Source organism: Veronia nyctiphanis (genome assembly GCF_004116385.1).
GTDB lineage: Bacteria > Pseudomonadota > Gammaproteobacteria > Enterobacterales > Vibrionaceae > Veronia > Veronia nyctiphanis.
In genome coordinates, this window is record NZ_PEIB01000009.1 from 59174 (window position 1) to 85769 (window position 26596).

At 49.1% G+C, this 26596-nt stretch carries 17 protein-coding genes and 5 pseudogenes; 9 read left to right on the plus strand and 13 right to left on the minus strand.

The features are described 5' to 3' along the window. Window positions 1–7: 7 nt before the first annotated feature. From CS022_RS09330 to pilM, 4 genes are read right to left on the minus strand one after another with little or no spacing between them, the layout of a single operon-like run. The gene (locus CS022_RS09330) at window positions 8–526 is read right to left on the minus strand and encodes a pilus assembly protein PilP (protein ID WP_129122057.1); all 519 of its coding nucleotides are present in this window, start codon (window positions 524–526) and stop codon (window positions 8–10) included. Beyond that, on the minus strand, window positions 523–1113 hold the full coding sequence (locus CS022_RS09335) for a type IV pilus inner membrane component PilO (RefSeq protein WP_129122058.1): 591 nt from the start codon (window positions 1111–1113) through the stop codon (window positions 523–525). The genes CS022_RS09330 and CS022_RS09335 overlap by 4 nt, the downstream gene beginning before the upstream one ends. Then, a complete protein-coding gene (locus CS022_RS09340) occupies window positions 1106–1690 on the minus strand; it encodes a PilN domain-containing protein (RefSeq protein ID WP_129122059.1) in 585 nt (194 codons plus the stop codon). Before CS022_RS09340 ends, CS022_RS09335 begins: the two co-directional genes overlap by 8 nt. After that, window positions 1680–2618, minus strand: a complete 939-nt coding sequence (pilM, locus tag CS022_RS09345) for a type IV pilus biogenesis protein PilM (RefSeq protein ID WP_129122060.1) — start codon at window positions 2616–2618, stop codon at window positions 1680–1682. Before pilM ends, CS022_RS09340 begins: the two co-directional genes overlap by 11 nt. Before the next feature lie 134 nt (window positions 2619–2752). Between pilM and CS022_RS09350 the strand changes: the two are divergent. After that, a pseudogene (locus tag CS022_RS09350) lies at window positions 2753–5253 on the plus strand (penicillin-binding protein 1A). 44 nt (window positions 5254–5297) lie between these two features. Here CS022_RS09350 and oxyR read toward each other — a convergent pair. Next, window positions 5298–6194 carry a DNA-binding transcriptional regulator OxyR gene (gene oxyR / locus CS022_RS09355; protein WP_129122061.1) on the minus strand — a complete coding sequence of 299 codons (897 nt, stop codon included), beginning with the start codon at window positions 6192–6194 and terminating at the stop codon, window positions 5298–5300. Window positions 6195–6330: 136 nt separating this feature from the next. Here oxyR and CS022_RS09360 point away from each other — a divergent pair, with 136 nt between their 5' ends. From CS022_RS09360 to CS022_RS09370, 3 genes are all read left to right on the plus strand, one after another. Continuing rightward, on the plus strand, window positions 6331–7062 hold the full coding sequence (locus tag CS022_RS09360; protein ID WP_129122062.1) for a glutathione peroxidase: 732 nt from the start codon (window positions 6331–6333) through the stop codon (window positions 7060–7062). An 80-nt stretch (window positions 7063–7142) separates the two neighbouring features. Beyond that, window positions 7143–8594 (plus strand): dihydrolipoyl dehydrogenase, encoded by a 1452-nt coding sequence (locus CS022_RS09365; RefSeq protein ID WP_129122063.1) that lies wholly within the window; start codon window positions 7143–7145, stop codon window positions 8592–8594. 106 nt (window positions 8595–8700) lie between these two features. Further along, window positions 8701–8976: a DUF3624 domain-containing protein gene (locus CS022_RS09370; RefSeq protein ID WP_129122064.1), complete on the plus strand. Its 276-nt coding sequence runs from the start codon at window positions 8701–8703 to the stop codon at window positions 8974–8976. Here the strand turns inward: CS022_RS09370 and argH are convergent. The 4 genes and pseudogenes from argH to argC all read right to left on the minus strand — a co-directional run bounded on the left by argH (window position 8977) and on the right by argC (window position 13972). Continuing rightward, a pseudogene (gene argH, locus CS022_RS09375) lies at window positions 8977–10853 on the minus strand (argininosuccinate lyase). It abuts the gene before it with no gap. Between the two features lie 47 nt (window positions 10854–10900). Next, window positions 10901–12112: an argininosuccinate synthase gene (locus tag CS022_RS09380; RefSeq protein WP_129122065.1), complete on the minus strand. Its 1212-nt coding sequence runs from the start codon at window positions 12110–12112 to the stop codon at window positions 10901–10903. 58 nt (window positions 12113–12170) lie between these two features. After that, complete coding sequence (gene argB / locus CS022_RS09385; protein WP_129122066.1) at window positions 12171–12953, minus strand: acetylglutamate kinase; 783 nt, start codon at window positions 12951–12953, stop codon at window positions 12171–12173. Between the two features lie 11 nt (window positions 12954–12964). Continuing rightward, on the minus strand, window positions 12965–13972 hold the full coding sequence (gene argC / locus CS022_RS09390) for an N-acetyl-gamma-glutamyl-phosphate reductase (protein ID WP_129122067.1): 1008 nt from the start codon (window positions 13970–13972) through the stop codon (window positions 12965–12967). Window positions 13973–14448: 476 nt separating this feature from the next. On the opposite strand from argC, the pseudogene ppc reads away from it, so the two are divergent. From ppc to CS022_RS09405, 3 genes and pseudogenes are all read left to right on the plus strand, one after another. Next, window positions 14449–17078, plus strand: a pseudogene (ppc, locus tag CS022_RS09395) (phosphoenolpyruvate carboxylase). Between the two features lie 148 nt (window positions 17079–17226). Beyond that, window positions 17227–17424: a hypothetical protein gene (locus tag CS022_RS09400; protein ID WP_129122068.1), complete on the plus strand. Its 198-nt coding sequence runs from the start codon at window positions 17227–17229 to the stop codon at window positions 17422–17424. 33 nt (window positions 17425–17457) lie between these two features. Next, the gene (locus CS022_RS09405; protein WP_129122069.1) at window positions 17458–18039 is read left to right on the plus strand and encodes a PadR family transcriptional regulator; all 582 of its coding nucleotides are present in this window, start codon (window positions 17458–17460) and stop codon (window positions 18037–18039) included. Between the two features lie 104 nt (window positions 18040–18143). Here CS022_RS09405 and CS022_RS09410 read toward each other — a convergent pair whose 3' ends face one another. Together CS022_RS09410 and CS022_RS09415 are read right to left on the minus strand one after the other, a co-directional pair. Beyond that, the gene (locus CS022_RS09410; RefSeq protein ID WP_129122070.1) at window positions 18144–20582 is read right to left on the minus strand and encodes a bifunctional aspartate kinase/homoserine dehydrogenase II; all 2439 of its coding nucleotides are present in this window, start codon (window positions 20580–20582) and stop codon (window positions 18144–18146) included. Continuing rightward, window positions 20579–21745 (minus strand): O-succinylhomoserine (thiol)-lyase, encoded by a 1167-nt coding sequence (locus CS022_RS09415; RefSeq protein ID WP_129122071.1) that lies wholly within the window; start codon window positions 21743–21745, stop codon window positions 20579–20581. The genes CS022_RS09410 and CS022_RS09415 overlap by 4 nt, the downstream gene beginning before the upstream one ends. A gap of 209 nt (window positions 21746–21954) precedes the next feature. Here CS022_RS09415 and metJ point away from each other — a divergent pair, with 209 nt between their 5' ends. Next, window positions 21955–22272 carry a met regulon transcriptional regulator MetJ gene (metJ, locus tag CS022_RS09420; protein WP_129122072.1) on the plus strand — a complete coding sequence of 106 codons (318 nt, stop codon included), beginning with the start codon at window positions 21955–21957 and terminating at the stop codon, window positions 22270–22272. A 71-nt stretch (window positions 22273–22343) separates the two neighbouring features. Here the strand turns inward: metJ and CS022_RS09425 are convergent. Together CS022_RS09425 and rpmE are read right to left on the minus strand one after the other, a co-directional pair. Next, a pseudogene (locus CS022_RS09425) lies at window positions 22344–23587 on the minus strand (malic enzyme-like NAD(P)-binding protein). Between the two features lie 218 nt (window positions 23588–23805). Next, entirely contained in the window at window positions 23806–24018 is a 213-nt protein-coding gene (gene rpmE / locus CS022_RS09430) for a 50S ribosomal protein L31 (protein WP_129122073.1), read from the minus strand. A gap of 264 nt (window positions 24019–24282) precedes the next feature. Between rpmE and priA the strand changes: the two are divergent. After that, window positions 24283–26479 (plus strand): annotated as a pseudogene (gene priA, locus CS022_RS09435) (primosomal protein N'). Window positions 26480–26596 lie beyond the last annotated feature (117 nt).

Below are 26596 nucleotides of genomic sequence, written 5' to 3' on the forward strand. Positions count from 1 at the left end.
AATTCTTTTAGTTCAAAGCCAACTTCGTTGTGCGCGACTGCCAACAACCTCTGCCATCTGACAGTTGTTCTACTAATTCCAGTTCTGCTTTTCCTACACGAGCAATCCTGCCGTGATTATTGCCAAGAATATCGCCAATACGCGCAGTCTCTATCTGTCCTTCAGGCGTTTCAATTAATGCAAATAGCGCATTAGCTTGGCCCATCACGCCTTTAAACGTTAGGCTGGTGACATCGTAGCGCGCCAAAGGGTAAGACTCGTTGTTGTAATCCGGCTGCCAACAGTCAATAACATTTTTACCTCCAGTATCCGCATCGAGCTCTCCGCCGAGCGCAAAAGGCTGATTTTTACCTGAAGGGACAAAAGCCACGGCTTGGTAACGCGGTAATTCAGGGACTTGTGTGGCCGTGATTTTTGCGCTGGCTTTCGTCTGGGTGATGAAAGCATCCAAATCAGAATCGTTACTGGTATGGCAGCCCGCTAAACCTGCGATGAGACTAGTCACCACAACATGTTTAAATTTCATCGCGTTGCTACCTCCTCGACGAATCGGTATGTCACCGCAGAAACTGAATAGGTAAGCGGGCCATTTTGATTTTTTGAGGTTTTTTTCAATGAAAAGTCCTGCAACGCAACCACTCGAGGCATGCGACTAATGTCCTCACTGAATAACCCGAGATTGTCATAGTTGCCACTGATATTCATCGTGAGAGGAATCTCATACAGCCAACCCGATTGTTTCGGTTCCTGAAATTCAAGACGGTTAAACGTTAAGCCCTGTTTAAGGCCAACCTCATTAACCCGTTGAAGAATCGTCGCCATGTCATCCTCTGCAGGAAGTTGCTGGCTCAAAAAATCATAATGACTCTGAAGCGCTTCGATTTGCTCGCCAACATCAGGCAGGGCAGCAACCTGCTGGGCCTTGATTCGAAATTGTGTCTTTAATAATTGCTCTTCAGTCACCAAGCTCTGAACATCTTGCGATGCGGGCAGGATAAAAAAGAACAACGCTGCCGCAGCGACAACAACGGATGACAACATCAATAAACCATGCTGCGCGGCTTTGCTCCACTCAGGAATTTCTTCCAGATCTAAATCTCGCCAATCAGCCATTCGTAGACTCCTCTAGTGCCAGCTCTGGCGAAACAAAGGTTTTTAGGTAAAACGTTATGTGGAAGCGAAAAGGAAGCAAAACCTCATCGTCATCTCGGTCGATTGAGTGGACTTTTTCCTGATCGATATCCGAGTTTGTTTCTAAGTTCTCGAGAAGTTCAGACACTAAGGCATTTGATTTGGCTTTGCCCGTTATCACCACATATCCAGCCCTGTAATCGACAGTGTCGAGCAGTGCGCCCTGAGGCACAATTTTTGGCAACAGGTTAAAGACAGAAACCACATTTCGTCTTTGTTGCTGCAGGCTGTCAACCAGGGCAATCTTGCTTTCAAGCACTTCTCTTTGGCCATCTACTCTGGAAAACTGCGTCAATCTTGTCTGAAGTTGGTTTATTTCCCTTTGGATCAGCGCGTTGCGATCACTTTGCGCGTTGTGGTGTGAAGAAACCCAAAACCACGCAGCAGAAACCATACCAAAGGTAACGACGGCATAGACTGCTAGCGTGACAAAGAAGTGTTGACGTATCTGTTGTTTCCGTAAGTCACGCCATGGAAGGAGGTTAATATCAGGCAACATGAGAAAGCCCCCTTAACGCCAGGCCTAACGCCGTTGAATACGCACCAATAGGCTCTTCGCTCGACACATGCACTTTGTCTTTCACCTGAAAGCCAACAAAGGGGTCAAATACCTCTACCGGTTTGTTTAGCAACGTTGTGAGATGCTTGGTATCTACCATTTGACTGGCAACCCCAGATAACCAGATTTGGTTTATCTGCTCACCGGATAATTGACTGCCCGCAAGCTGATAGAGCCGCTGTATCTCACCGGCTAGTGACTCGGTGAAGGCCTGTTCATTGCCTTCCATCATGTTTGACATCGAGTAAGTGGTACCAAACGCAATCTCTCGATGGAATCGGTATAAATGGGGCTGATAAAGACAGAACTGGGTTTTGGTATAACCAACATCCACCAGCAAGGGCAAACCAGTAGGTGATGCGTGCTCAATTTGGTGCTGATAGAGTCGCATCAACGCAAAGGGCTTTAAGTCCAACACAGAGAGGGAGAAGCCAGCTTTTTCTAATGCATTCAGTTCCTTTGCTAACGCAGATTTGCGGCATGCAAATGCCTCTACGGCATTTTCTTCCGCTTGCACCTGATAATCATAAAAAAGCTCTTCCAAGGCTACGCCGAGACTTTCAGACAAATGAATACCTATCTGCGCGTGGCTCTCCTCATCCGTCTCAGCATTGACTAATGGCAAGCGCTTAAAGATCACATCGCCCTCAGCGACAGACATCACCTGATTAGACGTTCCAAACAATCCCGTGTACGAACCTGTATATCGCTTCAGAGCTTTTGCACAGACCTCTGGCTTGGCCGAATTGAACGCTACCGATTGAAGCTGCCGGATGTGGTACTGCTCACCTTTTCTCTCAAGCACTGCCAACCGCGCCCTGTTTGCAGCAATTTCAATGCCGACTGAGGCATGCTTGCGAAATATCATCTATTTTGTCCTGCTCAGAATTTCTAGTTTTTTTGAAAGTTCTTTCCGATAGCCGTTATTTTTTGTTCAGTTGTCTTTATACTACTGCCAACATGCAATTCTATGATGCGACAAAAAAGTAACGGGAATTATCGGTGAAGTTCATAAAGAGGCTGCTAACATTCGCAATTCTTTGCCTAATTATTGGAGTGAGTACAATTTTTGGCTTTTACGTGTATGTAAAACCAGACTTACCTGATGTGGCAACGCTGAAAGATGTCAAATTACAGACGCCGATGCAGGTGTACAGTGCTGATGGCAAGTTACTGTCGCAGTTTGGTGAAAAACGACGTATTCCTGCTCGTATCGATGAAATGCCAAAGTATTTAATTGAAGCGCTGCTGGCTACTGAAGACTCGCGCTTTTATGACCACCCAGGAATAGACCCGATTGGTATTGTTCGTGCCGCTATTGTTGTTGCCACTTCCGGTGAAGCGAAACAAGGTGCCAGTACCATTACTCAACAGCTCGCTCGAAATTTCTTCCTCACCAATGAGAAGAAAGTCATGCGAAAAATCAAAGAGATTTTTATTGCGATCCATATCGAGCAGTTGCTAACGAAAGACGAAATCCTCGAGCTCTACCTGAATAAGATACCTCTCGGCTATCGCTCATTTGGGGTGGGTGCAGCCGCGCAGGTGTATTTTGGAAAGAACCTCGATCAGCTGACGTTGAGTGAAATGGCCGTGATCGCCGGTTTACCCAAGGCGCCGTCGACATTGAATCCCATCCGCTCGGTAGAGCGTGCGACCAATCGTCGTAATGTTGTGTTAAGCCGTATGCTTGATGAGGGCTATATCTCCCGTTCAGAATATGAGCAGGCGAAGAACGAACCTGTGATGTCCAAGTATCATGGTGCAAAAATCGAACTTTATGCGCCGTATGTTGCTGAGATGGCAAGAGCATGGATGGTGAAAAAATACGGTGAAGATGTTTATGAGTCAGGCCGTAAGGTATACCTGACTGTTGACTCTCGCCTTCAGCTTAGCGCGCAGAATGCTGCAGTTAACAACTTGCTTGATTATGATCTTCGCCACGGCTATCGCGGTGCGGTGAAAACCCTTTGGCAGGAAGGTGCTACACCGTGGACACAAGAAGAAATAAAGCAACACCTGAAAAGCCAGCCGACCTACGGCCAATTGGTGCCAGCCATTGTCACTGCTGTGCAAGGCAAAACAGCCACAGTCTTCAACAAATACGGTGACAGTGTTGAGTTACCGTGGGGTGGCATCAAGTGGGCAAGACGCTACAAGACAGACTCCCGTCAAGGCGCAGCACCCACACAAGCATCCGATATTTTGGCTACCGGGCAACAAATCTGGACACGCAAACTCGGTGAAAACTGGGCCCTCAGCCAAGTGCCAGATGCCAACACCGCCTTTGTCGCTGTGTCTCCTGAAAATGGCGCCATTAAAGCACTGGTCGGTGGATTTAACTACGTCCACAGTAAGTTCAACCGCGCAACGCAGTCGGTACGTCAGGTGGGCTCAAGTATCAAACCATTCATCTACTCGGCGGCACTGGACAAAGGAATGACCTTGGCGACGCTCGTTAACGATGCGCCAATCAACCATTGGGATCAAAGCCAAGGTACAGCGTGGAGACCGAAAAACTCACCGCCAACCTACAGCGGTTTGACCCGTTTGAAAATTGGCTTTGCCAAATCAAAGAACGTGATGGCTGTTCGCCTTCTCAGAAGAATTGGTTTAGATGACACTATCGACTTTCTGACCCGCTTTGGTTTCAAGCACGACGAACTCCCTCGTGCCGAAGCTCTCGCGCTCGGAGCAGGTAGCCTGACGCCACTGCAAATGGCACAAGGCTATAGTGTTTTTGCCAATGGTGGTTACTACCTTAACTCTTTTATAGTCGACAAGGTGACAGACTCATTTGGCGACGTCGTTTATACATCGACTCCCGATTATATCTGCCGCAGTAATTGCCCCGTTGAGGAGACTGCGAACGCAGACGTCGCAAATGGAGAGGGCAGCTCAGAGAATGATGTCACGGTTGGTGAGGTAGAAACTGACCTGTCAGAAGTGATTAAGCCAAAGCAAGCACCACATGTGATCAGTGAACAGAATGCGTTTCTTGTCCGTGAAATGATGGAAGCGAACATCTGGGGTGAAGCGGGTTGGAGTGGCACAGGGTGGCGTGCTAAAACGCTAAATCGCCGCGATATAGGTGGAAAGACGGGCACAACCAATGACGTTAAAGATACCTGGTATGTCGGTTTTGCGCCGGGGCTGGTTGCATCCGTATGGGTTGGTTTTGACGATCCGAGCAGAAAGCTTGGCAGAACATCCCGCAATAAGAACCTCGGTAACGATCAGGTCAGCGGCGGCGAAGCGGGGCAAAAACGGCGCAGATGGCATGGGTTAATTTCATGAAAGAAGCCCTCACTGATACGCCGAAGCAACGTAAGAACTTACCGTCTGACATTGTTCGCGTACGAATCGATAAAGCAACGGGGCTGCTTACCCGTAGAAACGACAAATCGACCATGTTTGAATACTTCGTTAACGGCACAGAGCCGAAGGAGTATATGGCAAGCTCGCCCATTACCTCCGGTGAGCAGGAAGAAGAGCTGTTCTAATCGAAAAAGGCGCCAACGGCGCCTTTTTTCTCGCTCTTATTCTCTCAGCTCAAGGTATCATTTACGCACTGGCTGATAACGGTTGCCAACTTCTGGTATCTCGCTTTTAACGGCGATCCAGGTCGGTGGCTCAAGCTTATTTCTCTGCTCGGGACAGGATCCGTGGCTTTGAGATAGTGCACGCCAGCTTCTTGTCGGCTTTTCGGTATCGCAAGCTCAGGGATCAAGGTGATGCCATTACCCGCAGCAACCATATTTCTGACCGTTTCAAGGCTTGTTGCTTTGAAACGCGTATCATCACTAGCCCCTGCAGCAAAACAAAAACCAAGTGCCTGATCACGAAGACAATGACCATCGGCCAACATCAACAGCGATAAACCATTCAGTTCAAGCATTGGCACTTCTTCTTTCGCTGACCACGGGTGAGCATCAGGAACAGCAAGCCACATTGGCTCATGGTAAACCTCAATTTCAACCAGATGAGAGGTCTCACGTACCGATGCCATGACAGCGCAATCTATCTTGCCTTCTTCAAGGCGTTGAACCAAATCATGGGTCTGCGCTTCATATAAAAACAATTCCAGTTCGGGAAACTGGCTTTTAATCTCACGCACAATAAGCGGCAAAAGGTATGGCCCCACAGTAGGAATAAAACCAATATGGAGAGGACCAGACATGCTCTCACCGTGATCACTGGCCATCTCTTTTAACACTTTCACTTCCAGCAACACATTCTGCGCTTGCTTGACTAACCGCATTCCGGCGTCCGTAAATAAGACACGGCGACTATTTCTTTCTAGTAGCGGTACCCCAAGCGAATCTTCCAGTTTCCGGATTTGGCCACTCAGTGTAGGCTGACTGACGAAACACGCTTCTGCCGCTTTTCTGAAATGCTGGTGTTCCGCCAGAGCGACCAGATATTCAAGGTCACGGATGTTCATTGACTCACCTTTGATAGTTTTTACCTATTGAAAGTATGCATTACAACGATTAGAGCTATCAAGTCGATTTCGACATAATGACCTCAGTTCTTCGGGAACACCGAATTAAAACAACACTTAATCGAGGTCATTAAGCATGAATCTGCAATCCAAAGAAGGTCAACGTATCCCTAACGTCACATTCCCTGTTCGTGACGGCGACAGCTGGAAAAACCTGAGCACTGACGCGTTGTTCGCAGGCAAAACAGTGATCGTATTCAGTCTTCCGGGTGCATTTACCCCGACCTGCTCATCGACGCACCTACCTCGCTACAACGAACTGCAGCCTGTTTTCAAACAGCACGGTGTCGACGACATTCTCTGTGTTTCGGTTAACGATACGTTCGTCATGAACGCTTGGAAAGCCGATCAGGAAGCAGAAAACATTACTTTCATCCCAGACGGCAACGGTGATTTCACCCGGGGTATGGGCATGGCAGTGGCCAAAGACGACATCGGTTTTGGTGAACGTTCATGGCGCTACAGCATGTTGGTCCGTGATGGTGTGATTGAGAAAATGTTCATTGAGCCAAACGAGCCGGGCGACCCGTTCAAAGTCTCAGATGCTGATACCATGTTAAAACACATCGCGCCTGAGCATGAGTTACAAGAGTCAATTACCGTTTTCAGCAAACCGGGCTGCCCATTCTGTAGCAAAGCCAAACAAGCACTGATTGATAAAGGCCTGCAGTATGAAGAAGTCATTCTGGGCAAAGATGCAACCACTGTCAGCTTACGCGCCATTACAGGTCGTGCAACCGTGCCGCAAGTCTTCATCGGCGGAAAACACATCGGTGGTAGCGAAGAGCTTGATGCCTACCTCGCGTAATTCGTGATAGCAACTCCTTACCTAAATCACAAAAAAGTGCCTGTTATCAGGCACTTTCTCCCTCTGTCAGGAAAAATAAAATGAAAAAATTAGTCACCGATGTTGCCGTTATCGGCGGCGGTACAGCAGGTCTTGGTGCCTACCGTGCAGCAAAAGCGCATACCGACAGTGTCGTGATGATTGAGGGCGGCCCTTACGGCACAACCTGTGCTAGTGTCGGCTGTATGCCATCGAAATTACTTATTGCTGCTGCAGAAGCCGTTCATGCCATTGAGCGCGCACCGGGGTTTGGTGTTCACCCTAAGGCTGACACTCACATCAATGGTCGTGAAGTCATGGCAAGAGTGAAAAGTGAAAGAGACCGCTTTGTCGGCTTTGTTGTTGAAGGCGTCGAGGAGATCCCGACAGAAGACAAGATCGTTGGCTATGCCAAATTTGTTGATGCCAATACCTTGACCGTTGACGGTCACACCGAAATTACCGCAAAACGCATTGTTATCGCCACAGGATCGCGTCCAAGCTGGCCAGCTATCTGGCACTCTCTCGGTGATCGTCTAATTATCAATGACGATGTCTTTGAGTGGGATGACCTGCCTGAATCTGTTGCGGTATTCGGTCCCGGCGTCATTGGGCTGGAGCTTGGGCAAGCCCTGCACCGCCTCGGGGTAGACGTACTGATGTTTGGCGTTGGTGGTCAGGTTGGCCCGCTAACTGATCCCGCAGTCATGGCTTATGCCAACAACGCATTCAACGATGAATTTTACCTTGATGCAGATGCAGAGGTGGAAGAGATGGTCAGAGAAGGTAACAGCGTTTATATCCGCTACAAAGACAAAGATGGATGCCCTCAACACCGCGTTGTCGATTACGTACTCGCGGCAACAGGCCGCAGACCAAACGTCGATAAACTGGATATCGAAAACACAGGCATGACGCTTGACCCACGTGGTGTGCCTGTCGCTGATGCGTTTACCATGCAAACCAGCGTTGAACATATTTTTATCGCCGGTGACGCGAGTAATCAAATCCCGCTTTTGCATGAAGCGGCGGATCAAGGACGTATTGCGGGTGATAATGCGGGCCGTGCACCAGACATTCGCGCAGGCTTACGCAAAAGTAAAATTGCTGCCGTATTTTCTGACCCGCAAATTGCGATGGTTGGAGAAAGCTACAAAGAGATAACCGCAAGGCTTGGCACATGTGCCTGCTTTGAAACCGGGCAAGTGTCTTTTGAAGGTCAGGGCCGCTCGCGCGTCATGCTGGTCAACAAAGGCCTACTGCATGTTTATGGCGAGCAGGGAACCGGACGTTTTCTGGGTGCGGAAATGATTGGGCCAAATGCCGAGCATCTCGCTCACTTGTTGGCTTGGGCACACCAAAGCAAAATGACCGTCGCACAGATGCTTGAGATGCCTTTCTACCATCCAGTGATTGAGGAAGGTGTACGTACGGCACTTCGCGATCTCAATGCCAAGCTGCACCTTGGTCCGGAAATGATCAAGCATTGCCTTGATTGTGGCCCTGGTTGCTAAAAGCAGTACATGAATAAGAGAACAAGCATTAACGGAAACAAAAAAGCCTCCAAATTTGGGAGGCTTTTTTTTGATCAACCAGATGTACGTGGTTTAGAGTAAGGGAATGACTTGCCAATACTGTGACCGACGCTTCGGTTCATTTTCTGACAAAATCGGACGCTGCACCCGCTGCATGATGCAACTGGCGTTGATGAACGCCCTGCTGTGGCCACTGTGGTGGTGGTTTTTTCGCGACAGCCCGAAAACCGTCGAATCTATCGCCTTACTGTTTGCCTGCGTGGGAAGTGTAGGGTTGCTACTGTTACATCTCCTGCTCTTCCCCTTTCGCCGAAAAGGTAAAAGCAAAGTCAGTGACAGAAGCAACCCAACAGGAACCTAATTAGGCAACACCCTCAGTCGCAATTAACTTGTCTTGCTCGAAAACGAACTCCAGTGCCACCTCATCACAAGCATGCAGTCGGGGGCAATATTCGCAATCTTTCATTACCTTCTCAGGCAACATCGATTTAGATGTGGCTACAAAACCCAACCGTGAGAAAAAGTCCGGTACACGAGTCAACACAAACACACGCTTAATGGCCATGCGATCGGCTTTCTTCAGCAAGTACTCGACCATAGCACTACCCTGCCCCTGATTCTGCCAACCCTTTTCAATGCCCAAAGAGCGCACTTCAGCAAGGCCTGAGTCATAGACGTATAAGGAACCGCAGCCAGTTACTTCACCTTGATGTTCAGAGACCGCGAACAAGCCGATATTTCGCACCAGCTCATTACGCTCACGGGGTAGGTTTTCACCCTGATTGGCCCAGTAAGCACCATACCTTCAATGGCATCGACATCAGTCAGGCGGGCATTTCTCACCTTGATTTGTGGCGAGTAACGGCCCTCAAGACGCTTCTCCGCCTCACCGATAGCATATGACACCTGTTCAGACGCAACACCACCCAGCGCACACCGTTTCTCAAGGCAAGATTCGATAGTCAGAATAGGATAGACGTCATCTTCGATGACGTCGGAAAACGCCTTCATCTCGTCGAGTGATAGCTCTTCCAACGCACAGCCTTTGTTGATGGCTGTCACGACCGCAACACCAACTATATGGTGCGCTTCACGGAAAGGAATGCCTTTAGCGACCAGATAGTCAGCCAGCTCAGTGGCGTTAGAGTAGCCCTGCATCGCCGCTTCTAGCGTACGCTGCGCGTTGATCGTGATACCTTCAAAGCACAGGGTGGCCATCTCAAGGCAGTCATGCCATGTATCCAGCGCATCAAACAGGCCTTCTTTATCTTCCTGCATGTCCTTGTTGTAGGCCAATGGCAGTGCTTTCACTGTCATCATCATGCTGGCCATCGCACCATAGACACGCCCGGTTTTACCACGGATAAGCTCGAGCGCATCCGGATTTTTCTTCTGCGGCATCAAAGACGAACCAGAAGTCACTGTGTCTGCAAGCTCGATGAAGTTGGACTCACCCGAGTTATAGAAAATCAGGTCTTCCGCCATCCGCGATAAGTGCAGCATAGACACAGATGCAACAGACATCAGCTCCATCACGTGATCACGGTCAGAAACAGAGTCAAGGCTGTTACGGGTAGCACGCTGGAAGCCAAGGCTGTGTGCCAGCGCTTCACGGTCAATCGGATACGCAGTCCCCGCCAATGCACCTGAACCTAATGGGCAAGAATCAAAACGACTCATTGCGTCAGCAAGACGCGAATAGTCACGCTCAAACATCTCTACGTAAGCCAGACACCAGTGCGCAAAGGTGACAGGTTGTGCACGTTGCAAGTGGGTGTAACCCGGCAAGACGGTTGACTGGTTTTCAGACGCGACAGTTACCAGTTGCACCTGAAGTCTGTCGAGTGCCAACAATAGCTGTTGGCCTTGTTGACGACACCAGAGTTTGAGGTCTGTGGCAACCTGATCGTTTCTTGAACGACCGGTGTGGAGCTTTTTCCCCAAGTCACCGACACGATCAATCAACTGCTGTTCAACCCAGCTGTGAATGTCTTCCGCGTCTGATTTAAGGATCTGCTCCGGGTCTTCCATCACCGAAAGTTTGAGCTCATTGAGCGCCAGCTCCAGCTTCTGCTGCTCTGCTTCCGTCAATACACCGACTGAACGCAATGCTTTTGACCAGGCAACAGAGCCAATAATGTCCTGCTCCGCCAGGCGATAATCAAACCGCAAGGAGTCGTTGAACTCTTTAAATCTGGTGTCCGCTGCTTGCGTGAATCGTCCGCCCCACAAAGCCATATTTACCTCTCTTACCTGTATCCAACATTGCTCTATTTATTATTATCTTATTTTTGCTTTTGGTTGTTCATTGCTCTGATACGGCTAGACAGTGAGTAAAGGCGAATAAACCCTTCTGCGTGGCTGTGGTCATAGACATCGTCTTCACCAAAGGTAGCGAACTCTTCAGAGTACAGGCTGTTCAGTGAACGCTTCTGCACGACCGTAGCCTGACCTTTGTAAAGCTTAACGACCACTTCACCGCTTACCATCTGTGCCAACGAATCGGCTGCAGAGATGATTGACTGGCACAGTGGCGTGAACCAACGGCCATCATAAATTAAGTGAGAGGCTTTCAGGCCCAGCTCTTCACGGAATTCAAATGAATCTTTATCCAACACCAGTTGCTCAACAGCACGCAGCGCTTCCATCATGATGGTGCCGCCCGGCGTTTCATAGCAGCCACGAGATTTCATGCCCACCAAACGGTTTTCGACGATATCGATACGACCAACACCGTGACGCGAACCTTTCTCGTTGAGGTAAGTCAGCGCTTGATACGGGGTCATTGCTTCACCATTAACGGCTACCACTTCACCTTTCTCAACAGTCAGGCTAATCGTTTCAGACTGGTCAGGTGCCTGCTCAGGATCAACGGTCCACACCCAGCAAAGCTCATTCGGAGCATTCCAGGTATCTTCCAGCACGCCACCTTCAGTAGAGATGTGCCATGCGTTCGCATCACGGCTATAGATTTTTTCCAGACTTGCCGTGGTAGGGATTTCACGCTCAGCAAGATAATCAAGCAGGGCTTCACGGCTACGCAAATCCCACTCACGCCAAGGCGCAATCACTTTCAGCTGAGGAGCAAGTGCAGCAAAGGCACTTTCAAAACGCACCTGATCATTACCTTTACCGGTACACCCGTGGCAAAGCGCGTCAGCACCCACTTCCAGTGCGCACTCAACCTGCGCTTTGGCTATGATCGGACGTGCCATTGATGTGCCTAACAGGTATTTACCTTCGTACATTGCACCTGTTTTCAGGCTTGGGTAAATATAGTCGGCGACCATTTCGTCTTTTAGGTCCGCAACGAAACACTGAGAGGCACCGGATGCCAGCGCTTTCTCTTCGATGCCTTCGAGCTCCTCTTCGCCCTGACCAACATCAGCCACGAATGCAACCACTTCACAGTCATAGTTTTCTTTCAACCATGGGATAATCGCTGAGGTGTCTAGACCGCCCGAGTATGCCAGTACAACTTTTTTGATATCACTCATTTTACTTCTCCATGTATCCGCGCGACGGTCTGACCGGGCGGTGCAAAATTTTTTATTTTTAAACGTTAAAACGGGTTCCAATACTGACGCCACCGAATAAATCAGACAGTTTTTCCGGATAGCGCCAGCTGGCAATTTCAATAGAGCGGCCAAGTGCCTGCGCAGCTTCGAACGCTGCAGCGACCTTCACCAGCATGCCGTCGGTGATCACACCGTGATGAATAAGCTCGTCAGCCTGTTCCTGATTCAGGGAAGGAAGGAGTTTCCCTTTACCATCCAGCACGCCGCTGACATCGGATAACAGCACCAGCTCAGCATCTAACGCAGCAGCAATCGCTACCGCAGCCTGATCGGCATTGACGTTCATTAATCCGCCCTGATCATCAAGGCCAATTGAACTGATAATCGGCACACAGCCGGTAGCGAGAATGGCTTGTAACAGCGCAGAATCACCCGGTGACGCTTTACCCACGCAACCTAACTCCGGGTCGATTTCGGTAAGCTTACAAAGTCCGCCATCCGCAAGGCTCAGCCCGACAGCCTGAATGCCTGCTTTCACTGCCTGACCTTGCAACAACTTATTGGCTGTGCCTGCCAGTGCGCCTGCCACATAGTTAATTTCATCTTTAGGCGTCACGCGAAGACCATCTTTTTTCTGCACCTTGATATCCAGTGCTGACATCAGGTCATCCACCAGATAACCGCCACCATGTACCACCACCAACGCGCGATCAGCATGGCTTTCTTTATAGTCTTTGATCGCAGAGAACAGTTTGTCGAGCGTCTCTGTGCAACTTAACGCTGCACCACCAAGCTTGACGACCAATGGGTGTAAACTCATGTTTCAGTCTCCTAAACGATGGCAGTTAACGGCGAAAAGCCGAAGCGAATGTTTATGCATTGCATGGCCTGACTGGCGGCACCTTTGAGCAGGTTATCGATTGCCGAAGTCAGGATCACGTGTTGTCCTTGTACTGACCAGCCGATGTCGCAGTACCCCGTTTGCTGCACAGATTGCAGCTTGGCACTTTGGTTTACGCCCAAGGCGCGAACAAGAGGAGTATCGCCATATGCGTTCTCAAGCGCCTCAGAAACCTGCGCTTCTGTCACACCATCAGCTAGCTTAGCGGTGATCGTGGCAAGGATCCCGCGTTTGAAATTGCCAAGGTGCGGGGTAAAAATAACGTCTTGCCCTAAATGCGCACTGATTTCAGGCTGGTGTCTGTGGCTGAAAATACCGTAAGCGTTGAGGCTGACCTCGCAAAAGCTATTCGCCATTGAGGCTTTACGTCCCGCACCAGACACACCGCTTACCGCGTTAATGACTGGCCATTGCTTACCGTCGAGCAAACCTGCTTCAATCAAAGGCTTTAATGCAAGCTGAGAGGCAGTCGGATAACATCCTGGTACAGCAACCAAATCAGCCTGAGCAATCTCAGCTTCATTCCACTCGGCGAGGCCATATACCGCTTTATCTAACCACTCACCATGCTGATGCTCAAAGCCGTAGTAATCAGGATAAAAGTTGTCGCCTTTAACCCGGAATGCACCCGATAAGTCCATGACTGTGCATTGCTGCTCAAGAAACAGCGGCGCAATATCGTGACTGACTTCGTGCGCGGTCGCGAGCAATACCACATCCGCTTTTTTTCCTACCTCGGAGACATCTTTCAACGGCTGAAGAGGCGCATCCACCTGCCCTTTTAGCCAACCGTGTAAATCACTGATGGGCTTACCTGCGTCCGCGCTGTTGGCAGAGACATAAAGCCCCACGAGCTCAAGGCTGGGATGTTGGTGAACCATTCTGGTCAATTCTGCGCCTGTGTAACCACTGGCTCCGACGATTACTGTTTTCAGCATGTGAAATCCGTTTTCTGTTTTTATTGCTTTGATTTTAAGGACGTTACAGCTCGCTCAGCTGCAGAGGGGCAGGACGCCCGACACCAAAATGTTATCGGCGTCGTCGCAAAGAAGTGGTTCGTTGCAGGCTGTTTAGGGTCATTCCTTGGGCTCTCTCAGCTTCACTAATTATTCATTAAATATGAATTAATATTTATTCTCGCTAGAAAGGCAGTTAATGTCAATACAATCGCTTAAAAGAATTACAATTCATCAACATTTTCTACGTGCATATTTAGTCGTATCTACTTTCATCAATTTCTCAGCACACGCAATGTAATTTTTTTTCATCTTTCTATCGTGTCACTAAATTTTTAGATCAATTCGAGATAATGAGGACAAATGACGACAAATATTGACCTTTAGAGCATATTTTCGCTAGATTGATGTATCAGGAATGCAACGAGCATGTAACTTAGTTACAAAATGGATGCCTTATGAATGACAAGTACAATGCCCTCAGAAGTAACGTCAGCACACTCGGACACTTGCTGGGAAACACCATCAAAGCCGCTCACGGCGAGGATTTACTCGATAAAGTAGAGGAAATTCGCCAGCTGTCTAAGTCTGCAGCTGCAGGAAACAGCGATGACAGAGAAAAGCTCATTGATGTTTTACAACAACTGCCAAATGATCAACTACTTCCGGTTGCCCGCGCGTTCAGTCAATTTCTTAACCTGACAAACATTGCCGAACAGTTTCATACTGTCTCTCGTCATTGCGATACGCAGGTATGTAACCCAGACGAAGTCGACGCCCTGTTCGAACGCTTAAAAAGTTCGGATGTTTCCGACGCAGAAACTGACAAAGCGATAGAAGATTTGAAAATCGAGTTGGTGCTCACCGCTCACCCAACAGAAATCGCGCGCCGCACAACCATCCACAAACTGGTACAAATCAATAAATGCCTGTCTGAACTTGAACTGAGTGACATTACTCCTTCGGAGCGCAGTCAAGCAGAGCTCAGACTAGAACAACTGATTGCCCAGTCATGGCACTCAGATGAAATTCGCCAGCAACGCCCTACCCCTGTTGACGAAGCACGCTGGGGCTATGCGGTGATCGAAAACAGTCTGTGGCAAGCTGTTCCCGATTTTATTCGCCAGTTTGACCAGAAGCTTCAGCAGCATCGTGGCCGCAAATTGCCTATTGATGCCTCACCGGTGCAAATCTCTTCATGGATGGGCGGAGACCGAGACGGTAACCCATTTGTGACTCACGCAATCACCCGAGAAGTGCTGCTGCTGGCGCGTTGGAAAGCGGCAGATTTGTATCTGCAGGATATACAGACGCTGATCAGTGAGCTGTCGATGGTGAAAGCTAATGACGAAGTTCGCGAACTGGCAGGACACGCACACGAACCTTACCGTGAAATTCTCCGTGGTCTTCGTGAACTGCTTGGGAACACCCTTGATGTTCTTCATGCCCAGTTAAATGACCAACCAGTTCCGTCATTACCTATCCTGAATGACACTGAGCAACTTTGGGTGCCGCTGCACGCAATCTATCAATCTCTGCATGAAAATGGCATGGGAATCATCGCTGATGGTTGTCTGCTTGATACGCTCCGTCGTGTCCAATGTTTTGGCGCTCACCTTATTAAGTTGGATATTCGACAGGAAAGTACCCGTCACGCCGATGCGCTGTCGGAGATCACCCGCTACCTTGGCATGGGTGACTATTCGCAGTGGAGTGAACAGGACAAGCAATCTTTCCTTATCAGAGAGCTCAGCTCACAGCGCCCTCTTCTGCCACTTAAGTGGACACCAAGCGACAATGTTCAGGAAGTCCTCGACACTTGCCGCACGGTGGCAGAACAGCCGCGCGAAGCGCTGGGCGCTTATGTCATTTCAATGGCAAGAACGGCATCGGATGTCCTCGCCGTCCACCTTCTATTAAAAGAAGCAGGCTGCCCGTTCCGCCTCGATGTATGCCCACTCTTTGAGACACTTGATGACCTCAACAATGCAGAATCAGTCATCAAGCAACTGCTGAGTATCGACTGGTACCGAGGCTTTATCCAAAACTTCCAGATGGTCATGATTGGTTACTCCGATTCAGCCAAAGATGCAGGCGTGATGTCAGCAGGCTGGGCGCAATATCAGGCGATGGAAGCGCTGGTATCTGTGTGCGAAGACGCAGGCGTTGACCTGGTGCTGTTCCACGGCCGTGGCGGTACGATTGGCCGCGGTGGCGCACCAGCGCATGCTGCACTGCTTTCTCAGCCACCGAAGAGTCTGAAGGGTGGGTTACGCGTTACCGAGCAGGGCGAGATGATCCGCTTCAAGCTGGGTCTCCCTCCTGTCGCCGTAAACAGCTTAAACCTTTATACCAGCGCAATTCTGGAAGCAAATCTGCTGCCACCACCAGAGCCCAAGCAACACTGGCGTGAGCAGATGGATCTCCTGAGCCAGGTTTCCTGTGAAAGCTACCGTGGCATCGTTCGTGGCCACAAGGATTTTGTTCCGTATTTCCGCGCGGCAACCCCTGAGCTTGAGCTCGGTAAACTACCTTTGGGATCGCGCCCAGCGAAGCGAAACCCGAAAGGCGGTGTAGAAAGTCTTCGCGCTATCCCTTGGATTTTTGCATGGAGTCAGAACCGATTGCTGCTGCCTGCATGGTTAGGCGCAGGTCAAGCAATACAACACTCTATCGATAACGGACATTTGGCTCAGCTCGAAGAAATGTGTAGAGAATGGCCGTTCTTCTCAACCCGTCTTGGTATGCTGGAAATGGTGTACACCAAGACGAGTTTGTCGACGTCGAAGTACTACGACGAGAAGCTGGTCGATCCTGATCTCTGGTTCCTTGGTGAAGAGCTCCGGGATCGTCTGAGTAAAGACATCAAAGCAGTTCTGATGGTCGAAAACAGCGATCACTTGATGGAACAAGACCCTTGGGGGGCAGAAGCTATTCGCCTGCGAAACATTTATGTTGAGCGTTGAGTATGCTTCAGGCTGAGCTTTTGAGCCGTACCCGGGCAGAGGAAAATGCCTCTCCAGAGCTGGATAACACGCTAATGGTGACCATTGCGGGTATTGCTGCGGGACTGCGAAACACAGGGTAGTGAGATATTGATTCATTGTTAAGAATAGTGACTCATTTTATATATTCCAAACATGATTGACGTATTTAGGGTGATGGGACCGAACTGATAGTGTTATTACTATAAATGAGAAGACAGTCAACCCTGTCGGTATTTGGCAAGGTCAGATATGCAAACAGCATTCTGTGCAGAGAGACTCTCTTGCCAAATACCCATACGAAACAGTGGTCAGAAAGTCGGTGTTATAGCGCAGCTGACGTGCAACCTGAGTACAAAGGATTTGCTCAAAGAACGCACAACCCGAGAACTGGTCGGTCCGCTTTGTGTTTACGATTGGAAAATCAAGCCGCCAAAAGAGCAGCTGTAAACGCAGGCAAATTTTATTTTGGAAAGATAAAAGATGTCACTACCACATGTAATTTTAACGGTGCTGAGTCACCGAGATGCAACAGGATACGATATCACCAAGGAGTTCACCCGTTCCGTTGGTTTTTTCTGGAAAGCGAGCCACCAACAAGTGTATCGTGAGTTAGGAAAACTCGCCGATCAAGCAGCTGTTAGCTGCAAACTTGAGCCGCAAGACGGAAAGCCTGACAGAAAAGTGTACTCGATAACCGCAGCCGGCAAAGCAGCCTTATATCAGTGGTTTCAACAACCGACAAAGCAGACAACATACAGAGACGAACTGTCTGCCAAGTTGCTCACTTGCGCCGTGTTTGATACCAAACCAATGATTGAGCACCTGAATGATATGGTTGATGATGTGCGTTCTTCACTGAGCCAGCTCAGAGATATTGAAAATACCAGATACTCAAACCCAGCAATGTTGTCGCGTGAAGCGAGACTCGAAAGGCTGACTCTGAGACGCGGAATTTTCAACCGAGAAGCGTGGTTGGGTTGGTCTCAAGAAGTACTGGAAGAATTACATCAAATGAATCAGCAAGAAACAGAGTCAAATGTGTTCGCAGTGAATCACAGCTGAATCATTGTCTATACAGACTTGAAGACTCCATTTAGTAAAAAACCGCCTGAAGGCGGTTTTTTTGATTTTGGTCGTTACCGAGCGGGTATTTCAGTGTGTAGGTATTACAGCATACTGGTGAGGCGGTTAATATCCGACAGTATCGCACCGGCAGTGACATCTCGCCCTGCACCAGGACCACGAATAACCAATGGATTCTCTCGGTACCACTTGCTCTCAATCGCAAAGATATTGTCACAGGGCAGCAAATTAGCCATAGGGTCATCTTGCGGCAGCACTTCAATACCCACACGTGCCTTACCATCTTTACCGAGACGGGCAACGTAGCGCAACACACCTTGCTCTATTTCCGCTTTTTCAAGCCATGGCGCCAGATATTCATCTAATGCCTTCGATTGCTCGAAGAAGCTGTCCAAATCTGTTGTTGCCAGCGACTCAGGCACTAAAGACTGTACCTGAACATCTTCAGGCTCAATCGCCAGTCCTGCCTCACGGGTCAAGATAACCAGCTTACGCATCACATCTGCGCCACTGAGATCTTCACGCGGGTCAGGCTCGGTAAGCCCTTGTAGCCAAGCCTGCTCCAAAAGTGCAGAGAAACTCTCACCCTGCTTGTATTGTTGGAACAACCACGACAAAGTGCCAGAGAAAATACCCGACAAAGACAGCACGTCATCGCCGCTTTCCTGCAAATCACGGATAGCGTAATTGACGGGTAACCCTGCCCCCACAGTCGCATTATATAGCCAACGGCGTCCAGTCTTGGCAAAAGCATCCTGAACACGGTAGTAATGCTCTGAGACCGCAGAGCCTGCGTATTTGTTTGCCGAAATCAGGTGGAAGCCGTGTTCTGCCATCATGGGATACAAGTCAGAAAGGCCTGCATTCGCGGTAACATCAAGGATAATGATATCGTCGAACGGGTTTTGCATTAAACGATTGAGCCACTCTGTGCCTTCATATGCCTGCGCCTTTTCATCAAACGCGTTGACTGCATCTGACGCATTGATACCCTCAAGGTCAAGCCACTGCTTCTTGCTGTCTTGAATAGCGATCAGGGTAAAGCTCATACCATGACGTCGTTCCAATGCCGTTTTCTGCTCTGAGAACAGCTCAAGCCAGCGACTGCCAATATTGCCTTTACCGAGCAACACCAAGCCAATCTTTCTTTGCGCATGAAAAAGAGACTGGTGAATACTGGCCACCAGCGCTGCCGTGTCGACCTTACGTAAAATCGCGGCGATACTGACACCTGCAGGTGACTCAGCAATAAACTCAATAGGCTGCCCTTTCAGCTGCTGATAAAAGCCGTGGCAATGTACCGGATTACCGGTCACGCCAGCTCCCACAGCGGCGACCATACAATGATCTTCACGCACACTGATCTCAGCCTGAATATTTGCCGCCTTGAGTTTGGCCAGCACATCACCTGCCACTTCAGCAGTAAAGGCCAATTGAATACGATGTTGGTCATCACTGGCACTTTGCGCCAGAGCTTGAAGTTTGATGCTGTTCAGCAGACTATCCACCTGCTCTTTAACATGCTTAAAATCATGAGATGCAGGCACATCAAGTTGAACAAGGCATACGTTATCCAGAGAGGTGATGATTTTGGCACCTCGGCCGGACGCAAGAACACGCTCAATGCGTGTTGAGCCTGAATCCGGTTCATAGCTACAACGAAGCGTCAGGTCGATCGCGCTTTGTGAGACCGGTTGAAGCGTGCGACTGTGCAGAACAGGCGCCGCCAAACGAGCAAGTTCCGCAGCCTCATCAAGACGAAGCAGTGACAACAGGCAAGCATCATCGACGATGCGTGGGTCAGCACTGCATACGCCCGCAACATCGCTCCATATCGTCACGCGCGACACGTCTGCGAGCGCACCGATAACCGTGGCTGAGTAGTCTGAGCCATTACGGCCAAGCAGAACGGTATCACCCGCCTGCCCCTGCGCCATAAAACCTGTAATAACCACACGTTTGCTCTGATACTGTGCGAGCTGTTCATTAATCAGTGGCCATGAGCGTGCGCGATCGACTTCAGGTTGCGCAGAGCGTTCAGCGCGGAGGAACGTCCTCGAATCAAGGTTTACTGCAGGCAGTCCAAGTTGATTCAAAAGTCCGGCGAGTACCCGCGTAGACCAGACTTCACCAAAGCCCTGGGCCCAGGCTTTTTGTTTTTCATCGAGTGCCGCTTCACCGGCTTTTGCCAACTGGCTGAAATCGTCAAACAGCGCATCAACCAGTTGCTGCTTGTGGTCACCCTCAATCAGATTCTCAATCAAGTCTTGCTGAAACTTACGAAGAGACTGCAGTGCTTCATGCGCCTGACGGCCATCTTTGTCTAGCAGAGAAATCCATTCAATCAGGCGATTTGTCGTCTTGCCCGCAGCGGAAACAACAATTAAATCTTCGTCACCGCTGTATTTTTTTAAAATGCTCGCAACCCGGCGGAAACATTCAGGATCAGCTAAGCTGCTGCCACCGAATTTATGAAGATGTCTCACTTTTCCCTGTGATTGCGTGCCATCAGGCCGTGTCATGATGTCGCCTCTTCTAAGGTTCTGAATGCGTGCTGAAGGTCAGCAACCAGATCCTGCGGGTCTTCCAGTCCCACAGATAAACGTAACAATGTCGGGGCAAGGCCAGCCTCGGCCTGCGCCTCATCACTCATTGCACGGTGTGTCATTGAGCCCGGATGTGTCACTAAACTTTCTACGCCGCCCAGTGACTCTGCCAGTGAGAACAGCTTGAGTGCGCCAAGGAAGGTTTTAAGACCTTCCAGATCCGCATCCAATTCGAAGCTCAGCATTCCACCGAAGCCTGCTTGCTGTTTCAACGCAATTTCGTGGCCTGGATGCTCTTTGAGTGATGGGTGAAATATCTTGCGTACTGCAGATTCTGTTAACAGATATTCCAGTACTTGCGCAGCACTTTGCTCATGCTGGCGCATTCTGGCACCGAGAGTTCTGAGGCCGCGCAAGGTCATATAGCTGTCAAAGGCATTACCAGTTGCACCAATACAGTTGCCCCACCAGGCAAGATTCTCAGCAAGTTCTGCATCTCTAGCAATCACAGCGCCACCGACAGAGTCTGAGTGACCATTGATGTATTTGGTGGTTGAATGAATGACAAAATCAGCACCCAAAGCGAGCGGCTGCTGGAGCACTGGTGACAGGAAGGTATTATCAACGGCAACCCATGCGCCGACTTTGTGTGCCTTCTCGCAAATATCAGCAATGTCCACTACGCGGAGAAGCGGGTTTGAAGGCGTTTCAATCAAGATAAGTTTGGGTTTTCTTGCCAGTGCTGTAGACAGAGCATCAGCGTCTGACTGGTCGATAAACTCAACCGAGAATGCGCCCTTTTTGGCACGGGAGTCAAACAGGCGATAAGTCCCGCCATAGCAGTCATGCGGCGCAATGATGAGGTCATCGCTATCGAGCAAGGATACCAACAGATTAATGGCTGACATGCCACAGCTGGTGACAACAGCCCCCGCACCGCCTTCCATTTCAGCCAGCGCGGTTTCAAGATGAGTTCGGGTTGGATTACCACCACGCGCATAATCATATTTTGGCACTGAGCCAAATTCTGGGAACGTGTAATTGGTGGAGAGATATAGTGGTGGTACAACGGCCTGATGTTGTGTATCTGTCGCGATACCTGTTCTTACTGCAATTGTATCGCGCTTGCTGTCGCTCATTGTGCGTCCTTCCCTGTGCCGTGAAAATCTGTTCAAGCTTGATTACCCACCTTACCGAACACACAACAAGACGTCAATACTTCTAGACGTCTAAATGTCTTTACTTATGGCGGTTAATCTGGCTAAAATTTAACTTCATCGAACCTGGTCGTATAGAGCCGGGGCAGACTAGATAAATAATGCAAAAGTAACCACTGAGAAGGTGATTGATGGCAGACTGGAATGGAGAATATATTAACCCTTATGCCGAGCACGGTAAAAAGAAAGAGCAGGTAAAAAAAATTACCGTCTCTATTCCGCTCAAAGTGCTCAAGGTGCTGACGGATGAGCGTACCCGGCGTCAGGTTAATAACCTTCGACACGCGACGAACAGTGAACTCCTGTGTGAAGCCTTTCTTCATGCCTACACAGGGCAGCCATTGCCGACTGATGACGATATCCGCAAAGATAAAAACGACAGCGTGCCTGCAGAAGTGAAGCGCATCATGCAAGAGCGCGGTATCGAATTTGACGAAGAAGAATATTAAGACATAAAAAAACCAGCCGGCCGGGCTGGTTTTTTTTATGTCTTCAATCGGTTGCGCCAACAACTCAACGTTCAGGCCATGTAACCTGACGGCATATCAATTCGGGCAACCCCCGAATCAACAGCTGCTTGAGCGACCGCTTTCGCGACTCTAGGCAGCAAACGAGGATCCATTGGCTTCGGAATGATATAATCAGGGCCAAAGGACAGTGCTTCAGAGCCGGACGCTTTCACCACTTCCTCCGGCACAGGCTCTTTTGCCAATGCTCGAATCGCATCTACTGCGGCCAGTTTCATTTCATCATTGATCTGGCTGGCACGAACATCCAGCGCACCACGGAAAATGAACGGGAAACACAGTACATTGTTGACCTGATTCGGATAATCCGAACGCCCGGTGCCCATGATGAGATCATCACGCACTTTATGGGCCACTTCTGGCTTAATTTCCGGGTCCGGGTTTGAACAAGCAAATACGATAGGCTTATCAGCCATCAACTTTAACGCTTCAGGTGACAGCAAATCAGGCCCCGATACACCGACGAAGATATCTGCCCCTTCAATCACATCTTCCAACGAACGCTTATCTGTGTTGTTCGCGAAAAGTTGTTTGTATTGGTTGATATCGTCGCGACGGGTGTGAATGACACCTTTGCGATCCAGCATGTAGATTTTCTCGCGTTGCGCACCACACTTGATCAAAAGCTCCATGCAGGCAACCGCTGCTGCACCTGCACCAAGACAGACAATGACGCATCGCCAATTTCTTTACCTTGAAGCTCAAGCGCATTAAGCATGCCAGCAGCAGTAACAATGGCAGTGCCGTGCTGATCATCGTGGAAAACAGGTACGTTACAACGTTCGATTAATTGCTGTTCAATTTCAAAGCAATCAGGTGCTTTGATATCTTCGAGGTTAATACCACCAAATGTGTCGGCAATATTGGCAACAGTATCCACAAATTCATCAATCGTACGATGCTTAACCTCAATATCGATTGAATCCAGATTCGCAAAACGTTTAAACAGTAACGCTTTACCTTCCATTACTGGCTTTGACGCCAACGGACCCAGATTACCAAGTCCAAGAATCGCGGTGCCATTGGAAATTACAGCAACCATGTTGCCTTTTGCTGTGTATTTGTAGACATTATCTGCGTCCTGAGCGATTTCCCTCACAGGCTCAGCGACACCCGGGCTATATGCCAGGGCCAAGTCTTCAACAGTGTTTGCCGGTTTTGTAAGTTCTACAGAGATTTTGCCAGGCACCGGATTCGCATGATAATCCAGAGCCATTTGGCGTCTATCTTCAGACATTTATTTTAATCCTAACTATTAGTCTTTAAAGCTTACCTTGTTTTTCAAGTTTGCAAGCGAAAATACACAAGGTGAGCACTATGGGTAGATAATACGCGCCAACCCTAGATGGTATATCAGTGTCGGGATTAGTGCCAGTGGGGGATAATGTGGCAGAAGGATATGTCTGAAAGGTGAAAAAAAAGGTGCCATAGGCACCTTTTTTTGTAGAGTCAGTCTTATTTGCTGCTCAGTACGCCGAAACGCTTCTTGAAGCGGTCAACGCGGCCACCGGTGTCAACGATACGTTGCTTACCAGTGTAGAATGGGTGGCACTTATCACATACGTCCAGGTTGATGTCTTTACCCAGAGTCGTTTGGAATTCAAAAGTGTTGCCGCAAGAACATTTTGCGCTTGCTGCTTTGTATTCTGGATGGATACCAGCTTTCATAGGGATTACCTCTAATAAAGGCCGTGTCGCTCTCCCGATCCAAAGCCGGGCACCACACGTCGTTAACAACAAATTGTAAGGCGCGAAATTCTAATCAAGCCCGACCAAGATAGCAACTTTTTTGTTCAACCGATTCAAATTCAATGTTCGATATAGTCAACCTCGAACCAAATCAACGGATTGACAGGATTAACGTTGCACCCTTCATCGCCAGCGTTACACTGTGAATAGATATCCAGATTGATCCGAGACTCTTTTTTCAACATGACTGCGCACATTGCACGGGTTGCCCTTCCGGTCCCACTATATAAGACATTCGATTATGTCATTACACCCGAGCAAAGACCGACTGTTGGTGGCCGAGTTAAAGTACCATTTGGTCGTCAGAGCAAAATCGGCATTGTCGTTGAGCTGACAGAGCAGTCTGATTTCCCTCTTGAGCAGCTTAAACCGATTCAGGAAGTCCTCGATGAACAGCCACTCTGGCCGCAAACATTGTATCGCCTTCTTGAATGGGCCAGTCGCTACTATCAGTACCCGCTCGGCGAAGCCTCGCAACCATCATGCCAACCGCACTCAGAAAGGGAAAAGCAGCATCACATGCTGAAACCAAATATTGGCAGCTATCCAGCTAGGTGAAGATCTGCCAGCAGGTGCACTTAGCCGAGCCCCCAAACAGGAACAGCTAGTGACAGCGCTGAAAACAGGCTCTATGGAACATAGCGTATTGAGCGAAGCTGGCTTCACATCGCCAGTCATCAAAGCCGTCAATGAAAAAGGGTTTATCGAGCCTTGTGCTCCGCCGCCGCCGAAACCTTGGGTAAAGGGCTTTGAGATAACGGAAGAAAAGCCAAAACTGAATCATGAACAGGCAATGGCTGTGGCAACGATAAATGCCAATAGCGAATTTGGCTGTTATTTGGTCGAAGGGGTAACAGGTTCAGGTAAAACTGAGGTGTATTTAAACCTACTAGAACCCGTTCTTGCTCGCGGCCAACAGGCATTAATTCTTGTGCCGGAAATAGGCCTCACCCCCCAGACAATCAGTCGTTTTGCAAGACGATTTAGTGTCCCAATTGCTGTCATGCACTCAGGTCTGAACGAAACAGAGCGTCTTACTGCATGGCTTGATGCACGGGATAATCGCGCCGCCATCATTATTGGTACTCGTTCAGCCTTGTTTTCACCCACCAAGCAAACGGGAATCATCATTATCGATGAAGAACATGATGGCTCTTATAAACAGCAAGACAGTTTCCGTTATCACGCCAGAGACTTAGCAGTTTTGCGTGCACGTGAAGAAAACATTCCCATTGTTTTGGGCTCTGCCACGCCGTCATTGGAAACCCTCCACAACGCACAATCTGGTAAGTACCATTATCTAACACTCTCACATCGTGCGGGTAATGCCGTAAAAGCAAAACACGGCATATTAGATATCCGAGGTTTACATCTTGAGGCAGGGTTATCCGCGCCTCTACTAGCAGAAATGCGCAATCAACTTTCGCAGGGTAATCAGGTCATGTTGTTCCTGAACCGTCGTGGGTATTCCCCGGCTCTGATATGCCATGAATGCGGTTGGCTGGCAGAATGCAAACGCTGCGATGCCTACTTTACGCTGTATCAAAACTATCAGGAGCTTCGCTGCCATCATTGCACAGCACAAAAACCTGTGCCGCATCAATGCGAGCAATGCGGGTCAACACAACTAATGAGTGTCGGTGTCGGTACCGAGCAACTTGAACAACAGCTAGAAACACTCTTTCCTGAATACAAAACTATCCGTATCGACAGGGACAATACCCGTCGCAAAGGCGCACTGGAAAACTACCTGCAAGCAATTCACAACAACGAGTATCAGATTTTAATCGGAACGCAGATGCTGGCGAAGGGGCACCATTTCCCGAATGTCACGCTGGTTGCGCTCGTTGACGTAGACAGCTCGCTATTCAGCAACGACTTTCGTGCACCAGAGCGACTGGCCCAGCTATTTGTGCAGGTGGCCGGGCGTGCAGGACGTGCCAGCAAGCCAGGGCTGGTTTTGTTGCAAACTCACCACCCGGAGCACGCATTGCTTCAAGCCTTGGTTCAAAAAGGCTATCAAGACTTTTCCGTCAATGCTCTCACAGAACGCAAGCAAGCTATGCTTCCCCCCTACAGCTACTTCGCCCTTCTACGCGCGGAGGGGTTTGATAATGAACAGGTTGAGCAATTTCTCTATCAAGCTAGAACGGTGCTAGATGCTTCACCATTTGATGATGATGAATGCGCGACATTGGGCCCTGCACCTGCACCATTAGCCCGAAGAGCGGGAAAATTCCGTTGGCAGCTGATTTTTCAGGCACCTAACAGACGATTATTGCAACAGAGATTGACGATTGCACTGCCAGCTTTGTTACAATTGCCGCTTGCTAAAAAGGTTCGATGGTCATTGGATGTCGAGCCTCAGGACATGAACTGATTAAAATTTATTCTCCTAAGCCGGATCTACTTCACATTTCATGTGTAATTAGTGTTACCGTAAGCATGTTTCGCTCGGTGCCTAATCGGTACAATGTAAGTGGAGTGTTAATTATTA

Coding starts and splice junctions, on each gene's coding strand:
- CS022_RS09330 (WP_129122057.1), bottom strand. CDS start 526: ATGAAATTTAAACATGTTGTGGTGACTAGTCTCATCGCAGGTTTAGCG.
- CS022_RS09335 (WP_129122058.1), bottom strand. CDS start 1,113: ATGGCTGATTGGCGAGATTTAGATCTGGAAGAAATTCCTGAGTGGAGC.
- CS022_RS09340 (WP_129122059.1), bottom strand. CDS start 1,690: ATGTTGCCTGATATTAACCTCCTTCCATGGCGTGACTTACGGAAACAA.
- pilM (WP_129122060.1), bottom strand. CDS start 2,618: ATGATATTTCGCAAGCATGCCTCAGTCGGCATTGAAATTGCTGCAAAC.
- oxyR (WP_129122061.1), bottom strand. CDS start 6,194: ATGAACATCCGTGACCTTGAATATCTGGTCGCTCTGGCGGAACACCAG.
- CS022_RS09360 (WP_129122062.1), top strand. CDS start 6,331: ATGAATCTGCAATCCAAAGAAGGTCAACGTATCCCTAACGTCACATTC.
- CS022_RS09365 (WP_129122063.1), top strand. CDS start 7,143: ATGAAAAAATTAGTCACCGATGTTGCCGTTATCGGCGGCGGTACAGCA.
- CS022_RS09370 (WP_129122064.1), top strand. CDS start 8,701: ATGACTTGCCAATACTGTGACCGACGCTTCGGTTCATTTTCTGACAAA.
- CS022_RS09380 (WP_129122065.1), bottom strand. CDS start 12,112: ATGAGTGATATCAAAAAAGTTGTACTGGCATACTCGGGCGGTCTAGAC.
- argB (WP_129122066.1), bottom strand. CDS start 12,953: ATGAGTTTACACCCATTGGTCGTCAAGCTTGGTGGTGCAGCGTTAAGT.
- argC (WP_129122067.1), bottom strand. CDS start 13,972: ATGCTGAAAACAGTAATCGTCGGAGCCAGTGGTTACACAGGCGCAGAA.
- CS022_RS09400 (WP_129122068.1), top strand. CDS start 17,227: ATGCAAACAGCATTCTGTGCAGAGAGACTCTCTTGCCAAATACCCATA.
- CS022_RS09405 (WP_129122069.1), top strand. CDS start 17,458: ATGTCACTACCACATGTAATTTTAACGGTGCTGAGTCACCGAGATGCA.
- CS022_RS09410 (WP_129122070.1), bottom strand. CDS start 20,582: ATGACACGGCCTGATGGCACGCAATCACAGGGAAAAGTGAGACATCTT.
- CS022_RS09415 (WP_129122071.1), bottom strand. CDS start 21,745: ATGAGCGACAGCAAGCGCGATACAATTGCAGTAAGAACAGGTATCGCG.
- metJ (WP_129122072.1), top strand. CDS start 21,955: ATGGCAGACTGGAATGGAGAATATATTAACCCTTATGCCGAGCACGGT.
- rpmE (WP_129122073.1), bottom strand. CDS start 24,018: ATGAAAGCTGGTATCCATCCAGAATACAAAGCAGCAAGCGCAAAATGT.